At 60.5% G+C, this 20,543-nt stretch carries 17 protein-coding genes and 1 tRNA gene; 13 read left to right on the top strand and 5 right to left on the bottom strand.

The annotated features are described in order from the left end of the window. Positions 1 to 25 precede the first annotated feature (25 nt). The 3 genes from D3Y59_RS07420 to D3Y59_RS07410 are packed head-to-tail and all read right to left on the bottom strand — an operon-like array spanning position 26 to position 2,283. A complete protein-coding gene (locus tag D3Y59_RS07420; RefSeq protein ID WP_119444477.1) occupies positions 26 to 379 on the bottom strand; it encodes a hypothetical protein in 354 nt (117 codons plus the stop codon). 46 nt (positions 380 to 425) lie between these two features. Beyond that, positions 426 to 1,640 (bottom strand): site-2 protease family protein, encoded by a 1,215-nt coding sequence (locus D3Y59_RS07415; protein WP_240410567.1) that lies wholly within the window; start codon positions 1,638 to 1,640, stop codon positions 426 to 428. Beyond that, entirely contained in the window at positions 1,615 to 2,283 is a 669-nt protein-coding gene (locus tag D3Y59_RS07410) for an HAD family hydrolase (protein ID WP_119444476.1), read from the bottom strand. Before D3Y59_RS07410 ends, D3Y59_RS07415 begins: the two co-directional genes overlap by 26 nt. 89 nt (positions 2,284 to 2,372) lie before the next feature. Here D3Y59_RS07410 and D3Y59_RS07405 point away from each other — a divergent pair. The 3 genes from D3Y59_RS07405 (at position 2,373) to D3Y59_RS07395 (ending at position 4,820) form a co-directional block, all read left to right on the top strand. Continuing rightward, positions 2,373 to 2,446, top strand: a tRNA-Ile gene (locus D3Y59_RS07405). 353 nt (positions 2,447 to 2,799) lie between these two features. Further along, positions 2,800 to 3,414 carry a trimeric intracellular cation channel family protein gene (locus D3Y59_RS07400; RefSeq protein ID WP_119444475.1) on the top strand — a complete coding sequence of 205 codons (615 nt, stop codon included), beginning with the start codon at positions 2,800 to 2,802 and terminating at the stop codon, positions 3,412 to 3,414. A gap of 164 nt (positions 3,415 to 3,578) precedes the next feature. After that, positions 3,579 to 4,820, top strand: coding sequence for a hypothetical protein (locus tag D3Y59_RS07395; RefSeq protein WP_119444474.1), 1,242 nt, complete (start codon positions 3,579 to 3,581; stop codon positions 4,818 to 4,820). Positions 4,821 to 5,004: 184 nt separating this feature from the next. Here the strand turns inward: D3Y59_RS07395 and D3Y59_RS07390 are convergent, their stop codons facing one another. Beyond that, the gene (locus D3Y59_RS07390) at positions 5,005 to 5,529 is read right to left on the bottom strand and encodes a GNAT family N-acetyltransferase (RefSeq protein WP_119444473.1); all 525 of its coding nucleotides are present in this window, start codon (positions 5,527 to 5,529) and stop codon (positions 5,005 to 5,007) included. A 570-nt stretch (positions 5,530 to 6,099) separates the two neighbouring features. Here D3Y59_RS07390 and D3Y59_RS07385 point away from each other — a divergent pair. The 10 genes from D3Y59_RS07385 (at position 6,100) to D3Y59_RS07340 (ending at position 18,386) form a co-directional block, all read left to right on the top strand. After that, positions 6,100 to 7,497 carry an undecaprenyl-phosphate glucose phosphotransferase gene (locus D3Y59_RS07385; RefSeq protein WP_119444472.1) on the top strand — a complete coding sequence of 466 codons (1,398 nt, stop codon included), beginning with the start codon at positions 6,100 to 6,102 and terminating at the stop codon, positions 7,495 to 7,497. A gap of 81 nt (positions 7,498 to 7,578) precedes the next feature. Further along, entirely contained in the window at positions 7,579 to 8,355 is a 777-nt protein-coding gene (locus D3Y59_RS07380) for a WecB/TagA/CpsF family glycosyltransferase (RefSeq protein WP_119444471.1), read from the top strand. 208 nt (positions 8,356 to 8,563) lie between these two features. Continuing rightward, a complete protein-coding gene (gene rfbF, locus D3Y59_RS07375) occupies positions 8,564 to 9,451 on the top strand; it encodes a glucose-1-phosphate cytidylyltransferase (protein WP_119444470.1) in 888 nt (295 codons plus the stop codon). Between the two features lie 135 nt (positions 9,452 to 9,586). After that, positions 9,587 to 10,153 carry a dTDP-4-dehydrorhamnose 3,5-epimerase gene (gene rfbC / locus D3Y59_RS07370; protein ID WP_119444469.1) on the top strand — a complete coding sequence of 189 codons (567 nt, stop codon included), beginning with the start codon at positions 9,587 to 9,589 and terminating at the stop codon, positions 10,151 to 10,153. A gap of 152 nt (positions 10,154 to 10,305) precedes the next feature. Continuing rightward, complete coding sequence (locus D3Y59_RS07365; RefSeq protein WP_119444468.1) at positions 10,306 to 11,571, top strand: class I SAM-dependent methyltransferase; 1,266 nt, start codon at positions 10,306 to 10,308, stop codon at positions 11,569 to 11,571. 86 nt (positions 11,572 to 11,657) lie between these two features. After that, the gene (locus D3Y59_RS07360; RefSeq protein ID WP_119444467.1) at positions 11,658 to 12,881 is read left to right on the top strand and encodes a class I SAM-dependent methyltransferase; all 1,224 of its coding nucleotides are present in this window, start codon (positions 11,658 to 11,660) and stop codon (positions 12,879 to 12,881) included. Positions 12,882 to 12,940: 59 nt separating this feature from the next. Further along, complete coding sequence (locus D3Y59_RS07355) at positions 12,941 to 14,311, top strand: glutamate-1-semialdehyde 2,1-aminomutase (protein WP_119444466.1); 1,371 nt, start codon at positions 12,941 to 12,943, stop codon at positions 14,309 to 14,311. Between the two features lie 302 nt (positions 14,312 to 14,613). Next, a complete protein-coding gene (locus D3Y59_RS07350) occupies positions 14,614 to 15,927 on the top strand; it encodes an NAD(P)H-dependent oxidoreductase (protein WP_119444465.1) in 1,314 nt (437 codons plus the stop codon). 51 nt (positions 15,928 to 15,978) lie between these two features. Further along, positions 15,979 to 17,094, top strand: a complete 1,116-nt coding sequence (locus tag D3Y59_RS07345; protein WP_119444464.1) for an NAD-dependent epimerase/dehydratase family protein — start codon at positions 15,979 to 15,981, stop codon at positions 17,092 to 17,094. Continuing rightward, complete coding sequence (locus tag D3Y59_RS07340; RefSeq protein ID WP_240410566.1) at positions 17,094 to 18,386, top strand: UDP-glucose dehydrogenase family protein; 1,293 nt, start codon at positions 17,094 to 17,096, stop codon at positions 18,384 to 18,386. Before D3Y59_RS07345 ends, D3Y59_RS07340 begins: the two co-directional genes overlap by 1 nt. A 169-nt stretch (positions 18,387 to 18,555) precedes the next feature. Here D3Y59_RS07340 and D3Y59_RS07335 read toward each other — a convergent pair whose 3' ends face one another. Further along, a complete protein-coding gene (locus D3Y59_RS07335; protein ID WP_119444462.1) occupies positions 18,556 to 20,514 on the bottom strand; it encodes a glycosyltransferase family 2 protein in 1,959 nt (652 codons plus the stop codon). Positions 20,515 to 20,543: the final 29 nt, after the last annotated feature.

The following is a 20,543-nucleotide window of genomic DNA, read 5'->3' as shown; positions in this document are numbered from 1 at the left end:
GCTTCGGTACTTACGACGCAGGTAGTTAAGCCGGTAGGCCGTCTTCTTCGTCGGGGCGGCTGTAGAGGTTTACCCACACCAGCTGCCGGAAGAAGTTGAACGTGGCGCAGCACTCGGGGTCGGTTTTGGCGGCTTTGCCGCGGGCGTGGCGCACAAACAACTCGCGAGCTTCGGCTTCGGACACAATTTCCAGGCTGCGCACGTACGCGGCATCGGCCTTGGGCAGGGTACCCATCTGCACGAAGTCTTCGGGGGTGGTGGCGTCGCTTACGTCGCGGTGGCTCAGGCCAGCCTCGAGCATGTGGCCGGCAATGCGCTCGGCCAAAGCCCAGCGGTACTCGGGAGTGGTGCGGTCGGGGGGAGCGGTGGTGGTTGCCATGGCCCTAGGTACGCACCGGCCGCCTAGGTGTTGCCAACAGCCGGGCTTAGCGGAAGGGCGAAGGCGAAAAGCACAGCACAAATACCGCCAGCATCAGCCAGCCCAACACCTGCCGGCCCGGCGACAGGGGGCGTTCGTCGGTGGCGGGTGGGTGGTAAATGCTCGTAACCCGGCCCAGCAGCAAGCCAAACAACAGCCAGCCGGGGTTGCCTTCGATGCCCGGAAAAGCTACCGTTACGGCTAGTTGCGCCAATAGCACCCCCGCCACCAGCATCCATACGCGGCGGGGCGTGGGCAACACCCGCCGCAGCACAAAAAACAGATACAGCAGGTAAACCGGCACGCCGTAGAGCCAGGTTTCGCGCGAAGCGTTAAATGAAAACAGCCCGAGGCCGGCGTAGAAGATAAAGCACAGAAACAGCACCGCCGACAATTGATTGCCGCGCCGAAAACCCAGCAAGCCGTACAAAATGTGGCCGCCATCGAGCTGCCCGATGGGCAACAAATTCAGCGCCGTAAAAAACAGCCCCAGCACGCCCGCCAGTAGGTACGGGTAGTGCATCAGCTCGTTGAGGTGGGGGAGGCGTGCGGGGTCGGCCAGCAGTTGGGCCAGGCCGTGGTAGAGCAGCGGCGGGTTCACGCCAAACGACTCGGCGTTGTAGACGTGGCGGGCGTAGTCGGCGCCGTAAAAACGGTACTCGGGGTGCACCTGAAACAGGTACTCCAGCGGCGGCAAATGCGTGAGGCCGTACACCAGCACGCCCACGGCTACCACCAGCCCGGCCAGCGGCCCGGCAATGCCCACATCGAAAAACTCGCGCCGCGAGAAAATCTTGTCCCGAATCTGAATAACCGCTCCAAACGTGCCGATGTCGAGCAGGCCGTTAAGAATGGGGATGTAATACGGCAACGAGGTACGGATGCGGTTGTAACGCGCCGTGAAATAGTGCCCGAACTCGTGCACCGTCAGAATAGCCAAAAACGGAATCGAGTAAGCCAAGCCACGCTTGAGCTCCGCTACCGACGGCCACCAGCCCGACCACAACGACTTAGCCGTAACCTGCTCGGCGCCGGCCACCGTGGTGGTGTACAGGGTAATCAGAAACAGCCCTAGGTGCACAAGCACCACGCGCCAGAGCGGGGGCTCGGGGCGCTCGTAGCGCCGCCACCGCCAGCGCAGCGGGGCGTGGGGCGCGCGGCCAACGGGCGGCGTGGCCGGGTCGCTGCCGTGGGGGCTAGGTGGAAGGGACGGAAAAGGCACGGAGCGCAGCGGGTAGGGCTTGGGTGAGGGTAAGCGGCGGCTGCAAAAACAACGTGCGAATGCCCAGCGCTTCGGCCGTCCGGATGTGTTGGATACTATCCTCCACGAAAAGAGTTTCCTCGGGGCGCCAGTTCAGCTCGCGCAGCACGTGCCCGAACACCTCCTTACCCGGCTTGCGTAGGCCCACTTCCTGCGAGTAGAACACGCGGTCGAGCACATCGGCAATGCCGTTTTGCAACCCGTACTGGCGCCGCAGCATCTCCAGAATCATGTCGATGTGGATGCTGTTGGTGTTGGAGAGCAGCGCGGTTTGGTAGCCCTCGCGGCGCAGTTCCCGAATGTACTCGATGCGCTCCAGCGGCAAATCGAGCACCATGGCGTTCCAGGCTTCGTCGAGCTGGGCGTCGGTGGCGTGGTGCAGGTCGTAGTGGTGGCGCAGGCCCGTGCGGAACTCGGCAGGCGTGAGGCGGCCCGTCTCCAGCTCGTCGAACAAAGCCGATTGCGAGGCCTGCGTAAACTCGATGGTGGAGCCCGCGCGGCTTAGGGCGCGCATGGCCTCCAGCGTGCGGTTGTAATCGACGTTGATGATAACGCCGCCGAAGTCGAAAAGCAGGTTGGGCAGCCGCCGCGCAGGAGCAGACATAAGCGCAAGATTTGGTAATGAGCCCGCGAAATTGGTAGATTGCGCCGCCGAAACCAACCAACTGCCTTTTCAGTACTGAGGTTTCAGCCGGGCCTATAGCTCAATCGGTTAGAGCAACTGACTCATAATCAGTAGGTCGCTGGTTCGATTCCAGCTGGGCCCACTAAAACCCTGTTTACGACCAGTAAGCAGGGTTTTTTGTTTAATGCCAATAGCTTTGCCCGTCGTTAGCTGCAGCAACCAGCCGCCAAGCCCACCCAACGAGCAAAGGACGAACCTATCGCGCACACTACGCCAACTACGCAGTGGGCCAGCTCCCCGGCACCGCTTTGGCTGGCGGCACCTAGGAGGAGCGCGGTTGCCGGCACGCCCTCGCCCGCAAAGCTTCGGCCTAAGCGGGGCCGCAAGCGCACGGGCGCAACCCGTTCGGGCGGCGTACGCACTGCCAACAATTTGCTTTTTAACGGGCACCTTCGGTAACTGGGGCCCGACCTTTGGCGCTTGACGAGTTTGTGTATGAGTGTAATCTACCTGACGGATTTAATCGGGACCGGCGTGTTTGCCATATCGGGCACCCTGGCCGCCTTGCACAAGAAGAAAGACCACGACGTGCTCACGCTGTTCATCTTCGCGTTTGTGACGGCAGTGGGCGGCGGCACCCTGCGCGATGTCATCATTCGAACCCATCCGGTGGCTTGGATTACCGACGCCAACTACCTGGTGGTAATAACCGCGAGCGTACTAATTGCCGTGGTTTGCCGGCGCTGGTGGTTGGGCGTGTTGCAGCGCCCGCTGCTGGTGTTCGATACTTTGGGCATTGGCATATTTACCATTCTGGGGCTGCAAAAGGCCCTGAGCGCGGGCGTAAACGCGTGGGCGGCAGTGCTGCTCGGCATTGTGTCGGCGCTGTTTGGCGGCGTCATCCGCGATACGCTAGCCAACGAGGTGCCGCTGGTGTTTGAGCGGCAGCTGTACGCTACGCCTTGCCTAACCGGAGCGGTGCTGTACGTGCTGCTGCTGTTTTTGGGCTTCGATCCGACGATTAATTTCCTCGTGTCGGTGGGCGTGATTACCGTTTTTCGGCTGCTGGCTGCCAAAAAAGGTTGGTCGTTGCCGCCCATACGGGTATAGCCAAGGTGGGCTGCTTGCCCTTCGCAGAGGAATTGACTGAATTACTTGGCGCGGCCCTAGGTGGTAGTGCAAACTTTTTCGCGCAGGAGCAATGCAGGTTACGGCAAGATTATTAGCTTTGAAACACAAAGTACTTTAGTGTAACGCGCCAATTCATCGCCCGCATGGAAAACCTCATCCTCGCCAACCTTAACAATCCGCAGCTGCTGGAACGGTTGTACCGCGAAGACAAACCGGCTTTCCGGCGGGCCTTTCAGGCTGCGTACCCCGCGCAACCCGACAACGTGCTGCTGGCCTATTGGCACGCCCGCCTTACATATACTGCCCCGGCGGTTGCCGGAGGCGGCACGCACCTAGGGTTTGTCGTCGTTGCGTCGTTGCTGGCGGGGCTGATTGCCAAGTTGCCGGCCATTTTTCACCTCCGCGAGGAGTTCTTTTACCTGCGCAACATCGGCTTCGTGGTGTTTCCGCTGCTCTCGGCCTATTTCGCCTGGCGCAACAAGCTGGCCGTTGGCCCCGCGGCGTTTCTGGTAGGGGCCAGCCTATTGGCCGTGCTGTTCATTAACTGGCTGCCCAATGTGCCCACCAGCGACACACTGCTGCTCTCGTGCGTGCACTTGCTGCTGTTTTTGTGGTCGTTGCTGGGGTTTGCCTACGTGGGCGGCGCTGCCAATAACCCCGATAAGCGCTTGGGTTTTCTGAAATACAACGGCGACTTGGTGGTTATCACCACGCTTATCCTGATTGCCGGCGCCATCATGACGGGCATCACCATCGGCTTGTTTTCCCTGATCGGGCTGCAAATCGAGGAGTTTTACGTGCAGTACGTGGTGGTATTCGGGCTGGCGGCCGCGCCCATTGTGGGCACCTACCTCACGCAAACCAACCCGCAGCTGGTGGGCCGGGTGTCGCCGGTTATTGCCCGCATCTTCAGCCCGCTGGTGTTGGTAATGCTGGTGGTGTACCTGGGCGCAATGCTGTACTCGGGCAAAGACCCCTACAACGACCGGGAGTTTCTGCTGATTTTCAACGCGCTGCTGATCGGTGTGCTGGCCATTATCTTTTTCTCGGTTTCGGAAGGCGCCCACGCCACCAAAACGCGCCCCGAAATTTGGGTGCTGGCCCTGCTTTCGGCCGTTACAGTACTCGTCAACGGCGTGGCGCTGTCGGCCATTCTGTTCCGGATTTCAACTTGGGGCATCACCCCGAACCGGGCCGCAGTGCTGGGCGGCAACGTGCTCATTTTGGTGCACCTGCTGCTTGTAACGGCTCAGCTGTTCGGGGCGGCGTCGCGCAAGAGCAGCCTCGGCGGGGTGGGGCGCGCCATTGCCGTGTACCTGCCCATTTACTTTATCTGGACGGTTATCGTCACGTTCATTTTTCCGTTTCTGTTCAGCTTTAAATAGCACATAGGGCGCTTGCCCGGCAGGCAACAGCTGCCCGCACGCCAGCCGCGCCGCGGCACCTAGGCGGTGCCGCGGCCACCAGCGGCCAAGGCCGGCCCGCCAACCAGCCAATTGCCCCAGGTGCGTGCCAAAGCCAGCGCGCCCTAGGTGCCGCAGGGCCAGCTTTTAACGAGCAGCTAACGGGCTAAGGCAACGGCTTTTGCATTTCGAGCAACGTAAGGGTCTGGGAGGGTACGCCAAAGCGCGTGTCATCCGTAAACGGGTGCGCGTTGCCGGTGCCCCGAAAGCCGTGCCGCTCGTACCACGCTACCAACTCGGGCCGCGCCGAAAGCACCGTAATCGTGATGCTGCGGCAGGCGTGTTGGCGGGCGTAGGCCTCGGCTGCCTGCAACAGCTGCTTGCCGATGCCGTGCGTTTGGGCCGTGGGCTGCACCGCCAGCAGGCCCAGGTAAAGGGTGTCTTGCTGGGGCTGCACAAACACGCAGCCCAGCAGTTGGGCCACGGCGTTGCGGTAGGTAAGAATAGTGGCGCCGGGCGTCTGTAAAAGCTCCAGCAGTGCCGCGGCGTCGGTGCGTGGGCCGCTGAGCAGGTGCCCTTCGCCCGTCCAGCCGGCGCGGTCTGGTTCGCTGCGGTATGCAGCGTTAATGAGCTGAACAAGCGCGGGCACGTCGGCGGCGGTGGCCGGGGCCACCGTGTAAGCAGGGTTCATAGCCAAAAATAGCGCCGTCGTCATAATCCAGCAGGAGCGGATGGGAGAGAAGGCCCCGCACTGCTCCGGCACCCCACACGGCCCGTGGCACCTAGGCAGCGCAAAGGTACCCGACCAAAAGAACGCACCCAACTCAACAGTACCTCGCAGCCTGGCTTGCTTACCGCAGCGCTTTTGCCGCCCCCGCCTGCCGCTGGCTGCAAGGTGAAAATGTGGTTTATCTAAAATTTTTTTGTGAAGATTTTGGATGTCGCATCCCAAAACCCTCCCTACGCGGGTGTAGCCGGAACTACAGAGGAGCTTCGCCGACGAAGCAGGTGAGCATCAGTAGCTTAAGCACAAAGCAAAGCTCGGCTGTATGCGGCGTTTAGGGCCTGCCGCAGGAAAATCGAAGCCTGAGGCATAGGCTTAGCCATGGTACTTAAACTAGTTTGATTAGATTTAATATTAAATAAGTAATAATTAATACTTATTAAGTAATATCCTTTTCTTACCTTGCCCGTACTGAGCCCTTGTAACGGACTCCGGCAGCTCCAAGTCTTTACGTCGCAACCACCTGCACCCGTAACTATGGAACGGTACCGCCACTACACCGATGCCTCTCGTGTAATCCTGCCCATCACCGACGTGTTGCTGATTTTCGGCGCCTTTCGCTGCGCTGGCTACATCACGTCGGGTACTTGGAATTTTGAAGGCATTTACCCGGCACTTTTAGTTGTATTCGCCCTCCTTTGGTGGATACTCTCCGGCCAGTACGCCAACATCTACCGCGTCGACAGGCTCATCACGTACCCCGAGAAGCTGATGTACGTGGTGCGCACCTTTTTGCTGCACGCGGTACTGCTGCTCACGGGCGCAGTACTGATGCAACAATACTGGGTGCCCGCCCGCTTTTTGTTTGCGGCTTACAGCCTGTCGCTGGTAGCAGTGGTGTCGGGGCGCTTCGTGCTCACGTTTGGCTACCGCCAGTACCTGCGCCACGTAGCGCGCCCGGTTAGCCGCTACGTAATTGTAGGCGCCGGCGAAAGCGGCCAAAGCCTGTACCGTTTCCTGGCCTCGCACGACCCCATCGCCAACGAGTTTGCCGGCTTTTTTGCCGACGAGCCCGTGCCCGGCGGCCTGCGCAACTTAGTGCGCGGCGGAGTATCCGATCTGAAAACCTTTTGCCAGCAAAACCGCATCGACGAAATCTACTTTGCCATGCCGCTCGATCGGCGCGACCTCATCGAGGAACTCTCGCAGTTTGCCGATCAGCATTTCCTCTCGTTCCGCATCGTGCCCGATTTCCGCGGTACCGTGCGCAAGGACGTGAACGTGTACTTCTACGACCACATGCCCATTCTTACCATTCGGCACGAGCCGCTGGGCATTCGCACGAACCAGATGCTCAAGCGCATCTTCGACGTGGCTTTTTCGCTGGCGGTAATCCTGCTGGTGTTCCCGATCATCATGCCCATTCTGGCGTTGCTGATCAAGCTCGATTCGCGCGGGCCGATATTCTTTAAGCAGATGCGCCCAGGCAAGCACAACCAGCTTTTCCCGTGCTTTAAGCTGCGCACCATGAGCGCCTCCCACGGCCGCACCGAGCTGCAGGCTACCAAAAACGATCCGCGCGTAACCCGCGTGGGCGCCTACCTGCGCAAGTACAACCTCGACGAGCTGCCGCAGTTCTTCAACGTGCTGCTGGGCCACATGTCGGTGGTGGGCCCGCGCCCCAACATGGTGTCGCAGCTCGAGGAGTACTCCAAGCACATCACCCAATACCAGATGCGCCACGCCGTAACGCCCGGCATCACGGGCTACGCCCAAGTGAACGGCTACCGCGGCGAAACCCGCGAGGAAGGCACCATGGAAAAACGCGTGGAGTACGACCTGAAGTACGTGGAGAACTGGTCGTTTGGGCTCGATATGAAGATCATCGGCCAAACGGTTTGGAACATGGTGCGCGGCGAGAAGAACGCCTACTAGCCCCAGCCCCGTTCGGCAGCCCCCAAGCCCGCACGGCTACCCAGCCAACTTCTCCCGACTCCTACTTCATCCACCGCTTCTGTGCTACCTCGTTACCCCGTCCTGAACACCTGGATTTCGACCGGTACGCCCACGGCCATGGTCGACACCATTCTGAAATTAGGTGCAGCCCGTACCTCGTCGTACGTGTGCTTTGCCAACGTGCACATGGTGGTGGAGGCCTACCGCCAGCCATCTTTTGGCGCCGTGGTAAACCGGGCCGCCGTGGTAGCCCCCGACGGCAGCCCCGTGGCTGCCGCCGTGCGTTGGTTTGGTGGCCCCCGCCAGCCGCGCGTAGCCGGCATGGATGCCTTGCCCTTGCTGCTGGCCGAGGCCGCCCGGCGCAACCAGTCGGTGTACTTCTACGGCACCACCGAAAACGTGCTGCAAGCCATCGACGAACGCATCCGGCGCGAGTTGCCCACGCTGCGCGTGGCCGGCATGCACGCGCCGCCCTTCCGGCCGCTTACCCCGGCCGAAGACGAAGCCGACGTGGCCCGCATCAACGCCGCCAACCCCGACCTTGTGTTTGTGGCCCTAGGTTGCCCGCGCCAGGAGCAGTGGATGGCCCAACACCAGGGGCGCGTAACGGCTTGTATGCTTGGGGTGGGGCAGGCTTTTCTGACCTACGCCGGCCTGGAGCGTCGGTTACCCGAGTGGGCCCGTAAGCTCTGGCTGGAGTGGGCCTACCGCCTGTACCTAGAACCCCGCCGCCTGTGGCGCCGCTACCTCGTTACCAACTCGCGGTTTGTGTGGCTGATGTCGAAGCGGGCGGTGCAACACCTAGTGGGGCGGCCTGCCGAGCCGGCTCCTTGGTGAGCCAGTCGCTGCGTAACCGCCAACGCAAATTTTATAATATTTTAAGATGTATTATACTTATTAAAATTAACTGTGGAATTTGTAATTCGTAAGTTATAATTAAAAATATCTTTAGTCATATCGAATCAAGTATCCTGCTTGCGTCCAGCCGAGGCGCCGGCGAATACACCCGTTCAACAGCTACTCTCCACCAAATTTCACCCAATACATGAAAGCAGTTATCCTGGCGGGGGGCTACGGCACCCGCATTAGCGAGGAAAGCGGCGTACGTCCCAAACCGATGGTCGAGGTAGGCGGCCGGCCCATCTTGTGGCACATCCTCAAAATCTACGCCCACCACGGCATCACCGATTTTGTGGTGTGCTGCGGCTACAAAGGGCACATGATCAAGCAATATTTTGCCGATTACTTCTTGCACAACGCCGACATCACGTTTCGCGTCGACCGCAACGAAATGCAGGTGCACCGCCACAACGCCGAGCCCTGGACGGTGACCTTGGTTGATACCGGCCTCGAAACCATGACGGGTGGCCGCCTGCGCCGGGTGCGCGAGTACGTAGGCAACGAAACGTTTTGCATGACCTACGGCGATGGCGTGGGCAACATTGATATTCGCGAGGCCGTGCGCTTCCACCGCGAGCAGGGAGCCATGGCTACCCTTACAGCGGTGCGCCAGCCAGGCCGTTTTGGGGTGTTTAACCTAGGCGAAGATTCGGGCCGCATCGAGGCGTTTACGGAGAAGCCCGAAGGCGCCGAAACGCCCTGGATCAACGGCGGCTTTTTTGTGCTGGAGCCCGCCGTGTTCGACTACATCGAGGCCGATAGCACCGTGTGGGAAAAAGGCCCGCTCGAGCGCCTGGCAGCCGAAGGCAAGCTGGCGGCTTTCCGCCACCAAGGTTTTTGGCAGCCCATGGACACACTCCGCGACAAGAACCTACTCGAGGATATGTGGCAACGCGGCGAAGCCGCCTGGAAGGTCTGGAGCGACAAGCCCGCCCCCGCCGCCGACCCGGTGATGGAAGAAATTCTGTCGGGGCCGGTGCAGGCGCCCATCGGCGAGCGGATTGCCCTGCCCACCATTTTGCCCATCGACTAACGCCCTATTTGTTGTCGGCAGCCAGCTGCTGCGGCAAGCACACCCGGCGGGCCCTAGGTGCCCCGCCGTGCGCCAGCCCTAGGGGCCGGTGCCGAGTTGGCTCGCTGCCCTGCCTGTTGCAACAACCCCACCTGTATGATCTTCACCGAGACGGAACTTCCCGGCGCTTTCATCGTCGATGTGGAGCGGATAGCCGATGAGCGCGGCTTTTTTGCCCGCTCCTGGTGCGAAGACGAGTTTGCGGCCCGCGGCATCAGCACGCCGCCGCTGCAAGCCAACCTTTCGCACAACCCCCGCAAGGGCACCTTGCGCGGCCTGCACTACCAAACCGAACCCTACGCCGAAGCCAAACTGGTGCGTTGCACGCGCGGCGCCCTCTACGATGTAATCGTGGATTTGCGTCCCGACTCGCCCACCTATGGGCAGTGGCTGGGCGTGGAGCTAACCGCCGACTCGTACCGCATGTTGTACGTGCCGGCGGGTTTTGCCCACGGGTTTCTTACCCTGCAGGACAATACCGACATCAGCTACCAGGTATCGGCCAAGTACGCGCCCCAGCACGAGGCCGGCATTCGCTGGAACGACCCAGCCTTTGGTATCGAGTGGCCGATGGAACCGGTGCTGGTTTCGGCCCGCGACCAGCAGCATCCCGATTTCACGCTTATCCGTACTCCCAAACCAGCAGTGGTAAGTGCCGAGTAAAGCGTTGGGCGGTGCTGCCCAGCCCTTGGCTCGGCTAGCCTGCCCCGTTTGCCCAGCAACTCATTTCCCACACCTAGCAAGGTAGCAGCCAGGAGCCACGCTTGCGGGCGGAGCGGCCTTCTTCACCTGAGCTTTCTGAAAGCCTTTGCACTATGAACTGCCGGCACTGTGAAACAGAACTACACCACGTTTTCGCTGACCTAGGTCATTGTCCGCCCTCCAACTCGATGTTGAGTGCCCAGCAACTGGAGGAGCCCGAACTGCACTACCCGCTCAAGACCTACGTTTGCCACAACTGCTTTCTGGTGCAAATCGGGGAGGTAAAAAAGGCCGCCGACATATTCGGGGCCGAGTACACGTATTTCTCTTCGTACTCCAGCAGCTGGCTCAACCACGCCAAACGCTACGTCGACATGATGATGACGCGCTTTGGCTACACCCAGGATTCGCTGGTGATTGAAGCGGCCTCCAACGACGGCTACCTGCTGCAGTACTTCCAGGAGTACGGCGTGCCGGTGCTGGGCATCGACCCTACGGCCAACACCGCCCGCATTGCGGCCGGCAAAGGCATTCGTACGCTGGTCGATTTCTTCACCACCAAGCTGGCCCGCGAGCTGGCCAGCGCCGATCAGAAGGCCGACCTCATCATCGGCAACAACGTGCTGGCCCACGTGCCCGACATCAACGACTTTGTGGGCGGCATGCACGTGGCCCTGAAGCCCGGCGGCGTGGTAACGATGGAGTTTCCGCACTTGCTGAATTTGGTGGAGAAGTGCCAGTTCGACACGATTTACCACGAGCACTACAGCTACCTGTCGTTGAGCACGGTAAACCGCATTTTTGCCTCGCAGGGCCTTACCGTGTTCGATTTGGAGGAGCTGCCCACGCACGGCGGCTCGTTGCGCATTTTTGCGCGCCACACCACCGACGCCGCCAAGCCCGTAACCGAGGCGGTGCGGGCCTTGCTGGCCCGCGAGCGGGAGGCGGGCATGCTCACGCTGGAGTACTACCAAGATTTTCAGCCCCGCATCGATACGGTGCGCACCGATTTGTTGGGGTTTTTGCTGGAGCAAAAGCGCCTGGGCAAGCGCGTAGCCGGCTACGGCGCCGCCGCCAAAGGCAATACGCTTATCAACTACTGCGGCATTCAGGGTACCGGGCTCATCGAGTTTGTGGCCGATGTTTCGCCCTACAAGCAGAATAAATATTTGCCCGGCAGCCACATTCCGGTGCTGGCAGCCGATCTGATTCGCGAAAAACAACCCGATTACGTACTCATTCTGCCCTGGAACCTACGCGAAGAAATTGCCGAACGCCTCGGTTTCATCAGCGAGTGGGGCGGGCAGTTTGTAGTGGCCATTCCCGAACTCGAGGTATACAGCCATGCACCCAGCACCAGCCGTGTTGCACAAGTCTGAGGCGGCAGCCTCGGCGCTGGCCGAGTTGCTGGCCATGGCCTGATGCGTACGCTTACCGCCTCCACCACCGTTTCAGACCGCTCCCCATGGAACCCCAAATACTAACAGAAGCTCGCCCGCGCCAGGCAGCCAGCAAACCCTGCAGGGTGTGTGGCTTTGCCAATTGCGAGATATTCTACGAAGTGCACGGGGTACCCACGCAAACCGGCATTCTGTGGCCCACGCGCGCGGCGGCGCTGGCGGCGCCCATCACCGATGTGCGCCTATCGTTTTGCCCGCATTGCCACTTTATTATAAACGAAGCCTACGAGCCAGCCAAAATAATCCACACCCGCAACGACTTTTCGCTGGAGTTTTCGCCTTCGTTTAAAGCCTTTACCGATGGCCTGGCAACAAACCTGGTGCAGCGTTACCGCTTGCAAGGCAAGCGCGTGGTGGATATCGGCTGCGGCGACGGCGACTTTCTGCGCACTATGTTGCGCTCGGGCATGGGGTCGGGCCTAGGTATCGATCCGAGCTACGCGCCGCGGGAGGGGCAGAGCAACCCCGATAACCTGCACTTTAGCAAAGAATTTTTCGGGGCCGACAAAGCCCACGCCTTGCACGGGGCCGCGCTCATCAGCTGCCGCCACATGCTCGATATTATGGCCGGCAACCAAGCCGAGTTTGTGCGCATGCTGCGCCGGGCCATTCCGGAGGACGAACAGCCGCTGATTTATTTTGAGGTGCCAAACGCGCTTTACAACATCGGCGAGCAGGTGGTTTGGAACATCGTAAACGAGCACTCGGCTTGGTTTACGCCGCAATCGTTGGCGTACCTGTTCCGGAGCAGCGGGTTTGAGGTGCTCGAAGTAGAGCCGTGCTGGCACGGCGAATACATTAGCCTGGTGGCGCGCCCGGCGGGCATGCCCTTGCCCGAGCCTGCCGCGTTGCCGCCAACCAACGACCCCACCACGCCCGTAGCCGTGCGTGCTTTCACAACCGCCGCCGAAAAAGTAATTGCGCAATGGCAACTACGGGTAAACGAGCTGCGTAGCAGTAGAATGCACGTGGTGATCTGGGCTGCTGGGTCGCGCGCCATTACCTTCCTGAACACGTTCGACCTGAACGACTGCGTGGTAGCAGTGGTCGACATCAACCCCCGCCGGCAGGGCCAATACATGCCCCATACGGCGCACCCGGTGGTAGCGCCCCAACAACTGATGGGGTTTCATCCTGATGTAGTGCTCATCAGCAACCCTACCTACGCCCCCGAAATTCAGGAGCAAGCCCGCCAGCTCGGGTTCCAAGGCGAGTTTCTAATCCTCTGACCTAGGGTCGCTTCGCGTACCTTCTCCTATAGCTCCACCTCCCAACATACCTACTGCTCATGACTCCCTCTGTACTTGCAGCACTGGCGCCGCCCGTAGCCCAAACACCTGCGCTGGCCGCAACGGCCACCGGCGTGCTGGCGTTGCAGGAGCGCTTTCATGCGGTTATTCCGGGCGGAAGTCATACCTATGCCAAAGGCGACGACCAGTTTCCGGAGAGCATGGCCCCGTACCTGGTGCGCGGCAAGGGCTGCCGCGTGTGGGATACCGAGCAGCAAGAGTACATCGAGTACGGCATGGGCTTGCGGGCCGTAACCCTAGGGCACGCCTACGGCCCGGTGCTGCGGGCAGCACAGCGCGAAATGCTGCGAGGCACCACCAACGTGGGCCGGCCAACCGTGCTGGAGCTCCGCGCCGCCGAGGATTTCCTGGAAACCACCGGCGCCGGCGACATGGTGAAGTTTGCCAAAAATGGCTCCGACGTAACCACGGCCGCCGTGAAGCTGGCCCGTGCCGCTACCGGCCGCGACCTGGTGGCCTGCTGCCAAGACCACCCGTTTTTTTCTACCGACGACTGGTTTATCGGCACCACCGCCGTTCGGGCGGGCATACCCGATGCGGTACGGCAGCTTACCCTCGGCTTCCGCTACAACGACCTAGGCAGCGTGGAACAGCTTTTTGCCGAGCACCCCGGCCAAATTGCCTGCATCATTCTGGAAATTGAGAAGGAAACCCCGCCGGCTCCCGATTTTCTGCCCGGTTTGCGCCGTCTCTGCGACCAACACGGCACCGTGCTTATCTTCGATGAAATCATTACCGGCTTGCGCTGGCACGTGGGCGGTGCGCAGGCGCTTTACGGCGTAAAGCCCGACCTCAGCACCTGGGGCAAAGCCCTCGGCAACGGCTTTAGCGTTGCGGCCCTCGCGGGCAAGCGCGAGCTGATGGAGCTGGGCGGCTTGCACCACCAAAAGGAGCGGGTGTTCTTGCTCTCGACAACCTACGGCGCCGAAAGCCACTCGCTGGCGGCCATGCGCGCGGTGTTGGCCGCTTACCGCCGCGAGCCCGTGAACGAGCACATGCAGCAAGCCGGCGACTGCCTGCGCCGCCTCGTGTCGCAGTCGATCGACGAGTACCACCTAGGCGGGCACTTTGCGGTACTGGGCCAGCCGCAGTGCCTGGTGTACGCCACCCGCGACGCCGACCAGCAGCCCTCGCAGGGGTTCCGCACCTTGGTGCTGCAAGAAGCGCTGCGCCGGGGCTTGCTGCTGCCCTCGCTGATTGTGAGCTACGCCCACCAGCCCGCCGACATCGAACTAACCGCCGAGCGCCTGCACGAGGTGCTTGGTGTATACCGCAAGGCCCTCGACGAAGGCCTCGACAAATACCTGCACGGCCGCTCCGTGCAACCCGTGTACCGGGCGCGAAACTGAAAGGTGGAGCAGTTTCGATGCCTTGTGCCGCCCCGTCGGACCCGAAAGGGACCGGCGGGGTTGTTATTTACGGCTCAGCAAAAACCACCCATTATTTATTGAGCAAAACCTAGGGCAACGCCTTTAATTAGTCTAAAATAGATGCGTTGTGAATCAATGAAATGCCTGCTGAATACCACGTTTAAGCCTATTTCGTGTAAAACCTGATCGTAATATTTTACTATGAATAAATAGAAATATTGGCCTATTTGTGGCTATCTTAAATCAAAATAAGTAAAAGTCTCTGCCAACCAAACCAGGTTATGATCATACTTGATAAATTTCTGCAAGCTCGCGAGCAAGAAGGACGGCCAATTCGCGTAGGACTTTGGGGCGCCGGGGAAATGGCGAAGGGCATGGTAAACCAGGTAATGCGCTACACGCCGGGCATGGTGGTGAGCGTTATTGCCAACCGTACCCTGAGCAAAGCCCACGAAGCCTACGCGTACACCGGCCACACCGCTCAGGAGTGCAACGACTTAGCCTCGCTGCAGGCGTGTATTTCGGGTGGCGGCCTGGCCGTGACGGAAAATGCCGAGCTGCTGTGCGAAGTAGAGGGGCTGGATTTGCTGGTGGAGTGCACCGGTACCATCCATTACGCCGCCAACTTGGTGATGAAGGCCATCGAGAACAAAAAGCACGTGCTGCTTTTCAATCCGGAGGTAGATGCCACCGTGGGGCCGATTATGAAGGTGTACGCCGACAAAGCGGGCGTGATGCTGAGCGGTTGCGACGGCGACCAACCCGGTGTAATCATGAACCTGTACCGCTTTGTGAAGGGCCTGGGTCTGACGCCGCTGATTTGCGGCAACATCAAAGGGCTGCAGGATTTCTACCGCAACCCCACCACCCAAAAAGGCTTTGCCGAACGCTGGCAGCTGACGCCCGAAATGGTAACCAGCTTTGCCGACGGCACCAAAATTTCGATTGAGCAAGCCTGCGTGGCCAACGCCACCGGCATGGGCGTGGCCAAGCGCGGTATGCTTGGCTACCACCACGACGGCCACGTCGACGACATGACCGGCCTCTACGACGTGGAGGAGCTGAAGCGCCTAGGTGGCATCGTCGATTATGTGGTAGGGCCCAAGCCCGGCCCCGGCGTGTTTGTATTCGCCACCACCGACGACCCCAAAACCAAGCATTACCTCGAGTACGGCAAGCTGGGCACGGGGCCGCTCTACAGCTTCTACACGCCGTACCACCTCATCTACGCCGAAATTCCGATTTCCATTGCCCGCATGGTGCTGTTCCAGGACATCATCATGGCGCCCCTAGGTGGCCCGGTGGTAGAAGTAATAACGCACGCCAAAACACCCTTGAAAGCCGGCCACAAGCTCGATGGCCTAGGGGGCTACGATACTTACGGGCAGTGCGAAAACGCCGAAACCGCCCGCCTCGAAAACCTGCTGCCCGTGGGCCTGGCCGAAGGTTGCGTACTGAAGCGCGACGTGCCGCGCGACCACCCCATCACGTTCGACGACGTAGAGCTGCCCGCCGACAACCTGGTGCAGCGCCTTTACCGCGAGCAAACGGCCCTGTTCTTCCCGCATTTGCAACCCAAAGCCGAGCTGGTGTAAGCCCGGCTTCGCTTCCTGCACACGCTCCTCCACCTTTCACCTACCCCATACATGATCGACGCCTTACCTACCAAAACCGATAACCGCATTTTGCGGGAGGACATGGTGGCTATCTATGAAAAGCTTAGCGACCAGGAAAAGGATAAACTGCGCGACTCCACCATTCTGCTGACCGGATGCGGCGGCTTTTTGGGCTACTACTTTATGCACTTCTTCGCGCATTTTGCCGAGGAGCTGCAAATCAAGCGCATCATCGCCCTCGAGAACTTCCTGACCGGCACCAAAGACTGGCTCGACAACCTGGTGGCCAGCAAGCCCGAGGTAATTAAGCTGCACGAGTTCAACGTAATTACCGACTCGGTAGCGGATATTCCCGGTGCCGCCGAGGCCGATTTGGTCATTCACATGGCCTCCATTGCCTCGCCCACGTTCTACCGCATTTACCCCATCGAAACGGTAGATGCCAACATCACGGGCCTGCGCCGCCTGCTCGACTTTTATGCCGAAAAGCAGCTGCGTGGCTTCCTGTTCTTCTCGAGCAGCGAGATTTACGGCGACCCGTTTCCTGAATTCATCCCGACCAAAGAGGAGTACCGCGGCAACGTAGCCACCATTGGCCCACGGGCTTGCTACGACGAGGCCAAGCGCTTCGGCGAAACGCTGTGCTACCTGTTTTCGCAGAAGTACAACATGCCCATCGGCATGGCGCGGCCCTTCAACAACTACGGGCCCGGCATGAATATCAACGACAAGCGCCTGCCCGCCGACTTTGCCAAAGCCGTGGTAGAAGGCCGCGACCTGGAAATCCTGTCGGACGGTACGCCCACGCGCACCTTCTGCTACATCTCCGATGCCATTACGGGCTACCTCAAAGTGCTGCTGCACGGCGAGTTCGATGTGTTCAACATCGGCATGGACAACCCAGAGCTGTCGGTGCGCGAGTTTGCCGAAATCTTCGAGCGCAACGGCCGCGAAATTTTCGGGTACACGGGCAAAATCTCCTTTAGCGTGTCGCACGACAAGGAGTACATGACCGACAACCCCAACCGCCGCTGCCCCGACCTCACCAAGGCACGCACCATTTTGGGCTACGACCCGCAGGTGCGCATTGAAGAAGGCATCCAGCGCTACCTGAAATTTCTCCACCTCAACAACGGCCAGCTATAATGATTACGGTACTCGGATTAGGGTTCGTTGGGCTTACCACGGCCCTGGGCTTCAGCAAAAAAGGCTTCAAGGTGTACGGCATCGACGTAAACCAGGAGCGCGTAGCCAAAATCAAGAACTACGAGGTGCCGTTTTACGAGCCTCACCTCGACGAAGCCCTGCGCGAGGAGCTGGGCCAGAACTTCATCGTCGACGCGTCGCTGCACGAAGCCGTGAACGACAGCAAGGCCATCATCATTTGCGTGGGCACCCCCGGCAACCCCGATGGCAGCGCCAACCTTACGTACCTGCTGAGCGCCGTGAAGGACGTGTTCGAGGCCAGCGAAGGCGACTTTAAAGTAATCGTGACGAAAAGCACGGTGCCGCCCTCCACGGTGTCGCGGAAGGTGAAGCCCTACGTTGATCAGCTAAACCAACAGTACAACAAGCCCATTGGCCTGGCCTCGAACCCCGAGTTTCTGCGCGAGGGCTACGCCTGGGACGACTTTATGAACCCCGACCGCGTGGTGATTGGGGTAGAGGACGAGCGTTCCAAAGAAGTGCTGAACCAGATTTACCTGCCCTTCAACGCGCCGGTACACTACGTTACGTACAACTCGGCCGAGTTCATCAAGTACCTCTCCAACACGCTGCTCTCTACGCTCATCAGCTTCTCAAACGAGATGAGCATGATTGCCGAGCACATCGGCGACATCGACGTGCCCTCGGCATTCAAGATTCTGCATCAGGACAAGCGCTGGACAGGGGCCCCGGCCAACATGGCCAGCTACGTGTTCCCCGGCTGCGGCTACGGCGGCTACTGCCTGCCCAAGGATACGGCCGCGCTGGCCAGCATTGCCAAGGAGAACGGCTTCGAGGCCAAAATTCTGGAAGGCAACCTGCGAATCAACGATGAAATCATGGATTTTATGGCCAACAAGATTGCCGCTGCGGTGCCCAACAAAGAGGCCACCATTGGCATCCTGGGTTTGGCGTTCAAGAGCGGTTCCGACGACGTGCGCCTGAGCCCGAGCAAGTTCATCATCGAGAAGCTGCTGGCCAAAGGCTACAGCCGCATTGTGGCCTACGACCCCATGGCCAACGAGGTGTTCGACAAAGAGTTTAAGCTGCCGATAGCCTACGCCGACTCGCTCGAAAGCCTCGTGGAGCAGGCCGACGAACTGGTGCTGCTGACGAGCTGGGCCGAGTTCAAGCAAAACAAGGAGCTGATTACCAGCAAGCGTTTGTTTGATTTCCGCTATGCGTTTGCCGAGCTGCCCAAGCCGCCAGTAGCGGCCGAGAGCGTGGCTTAGCCAGCTGCCCATGCCTACAAAACCGCCCTAGGTGCCGCCGGCACCTAGGGCGGTATGCTTTGCGCCGGGGTGCCCCGCGCAAAGCACAAACCAGCTATCTAGGAAAACGCCAAGCCCCGCAGCGCTCGTTAGCGCCGCGGGGCTTGGCATTGCAACGGAAGCCAGCGGCCTATATCGACGGCAGCAGCGGGCGAACCACCCGGCCATCGAGGCGCGAAAGCAGCGAGAAGGCCGCGCGCACCGGCAACCAGCGCACGGGCACTGGCAGGCCGCGCAACTCCGGAGTGCCCAGCAGCCCCAAAATTTGGCGCCCTTCGGCTACGTCGCCGCGTTGCAGGGCCCGGTACGCACCGGCCAACACAAATTGGTAGAAATAGTTGGCCTGAGCGCGGTCGAGCGCCTCGGCGGGCAAGTGCTGGGCCGTGCGCACCTTATCGAACATGCGCATCAGGTGCCGGATGGTTACTTGGTTAAACATTTGGGCCGTAACGGCGCCTTGGTGAATGGTGTAGGCGGCCGGCGTTTCGGGCACGCGCAACACGCCGTGCTGCGCAAACAGGCGCACCCACATATCGGAGTCGCCGCTGGGGCCCTGCTGCTCGTCGAGGCAGCCGGCCGCCATGTACGCATCGCGGCTCACGATCATGGCCGGCATGCGCACCAGCGAAGAATTGGTGAGCACCGCTTTGAGCGCGTCGGCGGGTTTCAGGAACACCTCTTGCTTTACCCCTTGGTGGCGAATAAAGCGTTCTTGCATATCCACCAGATCGACGCCGAACAGCACCACGGGGTGGGTGCGCTGCGTGCGCCGCAGCCGGTTGAGCATGAGCATCAGGCCCCCCGGGAAGAAGTAGTCGTCGTCGTGAAATTGCATCACGTAATGACCCTTGGCCCGCAGAATGCACAGGTTGAAGTTGGTAGCGGTGGTGCCGCCGGGCGGGTTGTGGTAGTAGCGCCACTGGGTGGCCGGCACATCGGCCAGCACGCGCTTCACCAGCTCTTCGCTGCGCGTATCCTCCAGCGGCGAGTTGTCGGAAATAACCAGCTCCACATCGGGGGGCAGCGGGCCAATGGAACGCAGGGTGCGCTCCAGCAGTTCGGGCCGCTTGTAGGTGGGCACGCACAGGCTCAGCACAGGCTTGGTTTGGTTGGCCGCGGCCTGGGGCACTGGGGCACCTAGGCGCGCACGGGCTTGCACCAGGCGCCGGCTGGTTAGCACCTCGCGCCGGTGGCGCCAGATGTAGGAATAAGCTGATAACGAGGAGCGTTCCATAAGTAAAGTATAAGCTAATACGGCCGCTTGCCGGGGCAGCGCCCGCAACCAGAAACCAGGTTTGGCGGGCGCATTTTTGGTGAGCAGCAGCAGTTGGTTTTTAACAGCATCGGCTTTGATAGCGGCCCCTAGGCGGCGGCGCAGGGTTAGGTCGCCGGGGCGAAAAACGCGCGGATGCACCGCCCGGCACCCGGGCTCGAACCAAGTGCGCCAGCCGTACAGCTGGCCGCGCCAGGCAATGTCCCAGTCTTCTTTGTGCGCAAAAAAACGTTCGTCGAAAAAATGGCCGGCCACGCGCAGGTCGTCGATAAAACGGCGGCGGTACAGCGGCAGGGCCCCATCGGCGCCATCAACCCAACCGGCTTCGGGGCGCGCCTCCGAAACGCGCTGGCCGTGCAGGCGCAGGCCAAAGCGCCCGGCAGAGTAACGGTTCATGCCAGCCGAGTCGATGAGCGGGTCGGCATCATCGCTTTGCACCAGCAGGCCGCACACCGTACCAATGTGCTCGTCGCGCTCCATAATGCGTAAGGCGTGGCTGAGGTAGTCGGGGGGCAGCACCACGTCGGGGTTCACCAGCAACACAAAATCGGTGCTGGTGCGGTCGAGGGCGTAGTTGTGGCCGCCGCAAAAACCGGTGTTTTGGGGCAGCGCGTGCAGCTGCACCCGCGCATCGCCCCCGATGAGGCGCTGCACCCGGGCGCAGGTGTCGTCGGTCGAGTCATTATCGACCACCCAAACCTGAAGGTTGGGGTGGTCTTGCGCCAGTACCGAGGCAAGGCACTGTTCAATGGTGTCGGCGCTGTTCCAGGTAACAATGGAAAGCAACGCCGTAGGCGTGGCAGTGGAAGTAGCCATGAGGCGGAGCGGCTAGCTGAAAAGGAGGA

Origin of the sequence: Hymenobacter oligotrophus, assembly GCF_003574965.1 — a bacterium.
Taxonomy (GTDB): Bacteria; Bacteroidota; Bacteroidia; order Cytophagales; family Hymenobacteraceae; genus Solirubrum; species Solirubrum oligotrophum.
The sequence above is the reverse complement of the archived record's forward strand: the minus strand, read 5'-3'. Positions and strand labels throughout refer to the sequence as shown.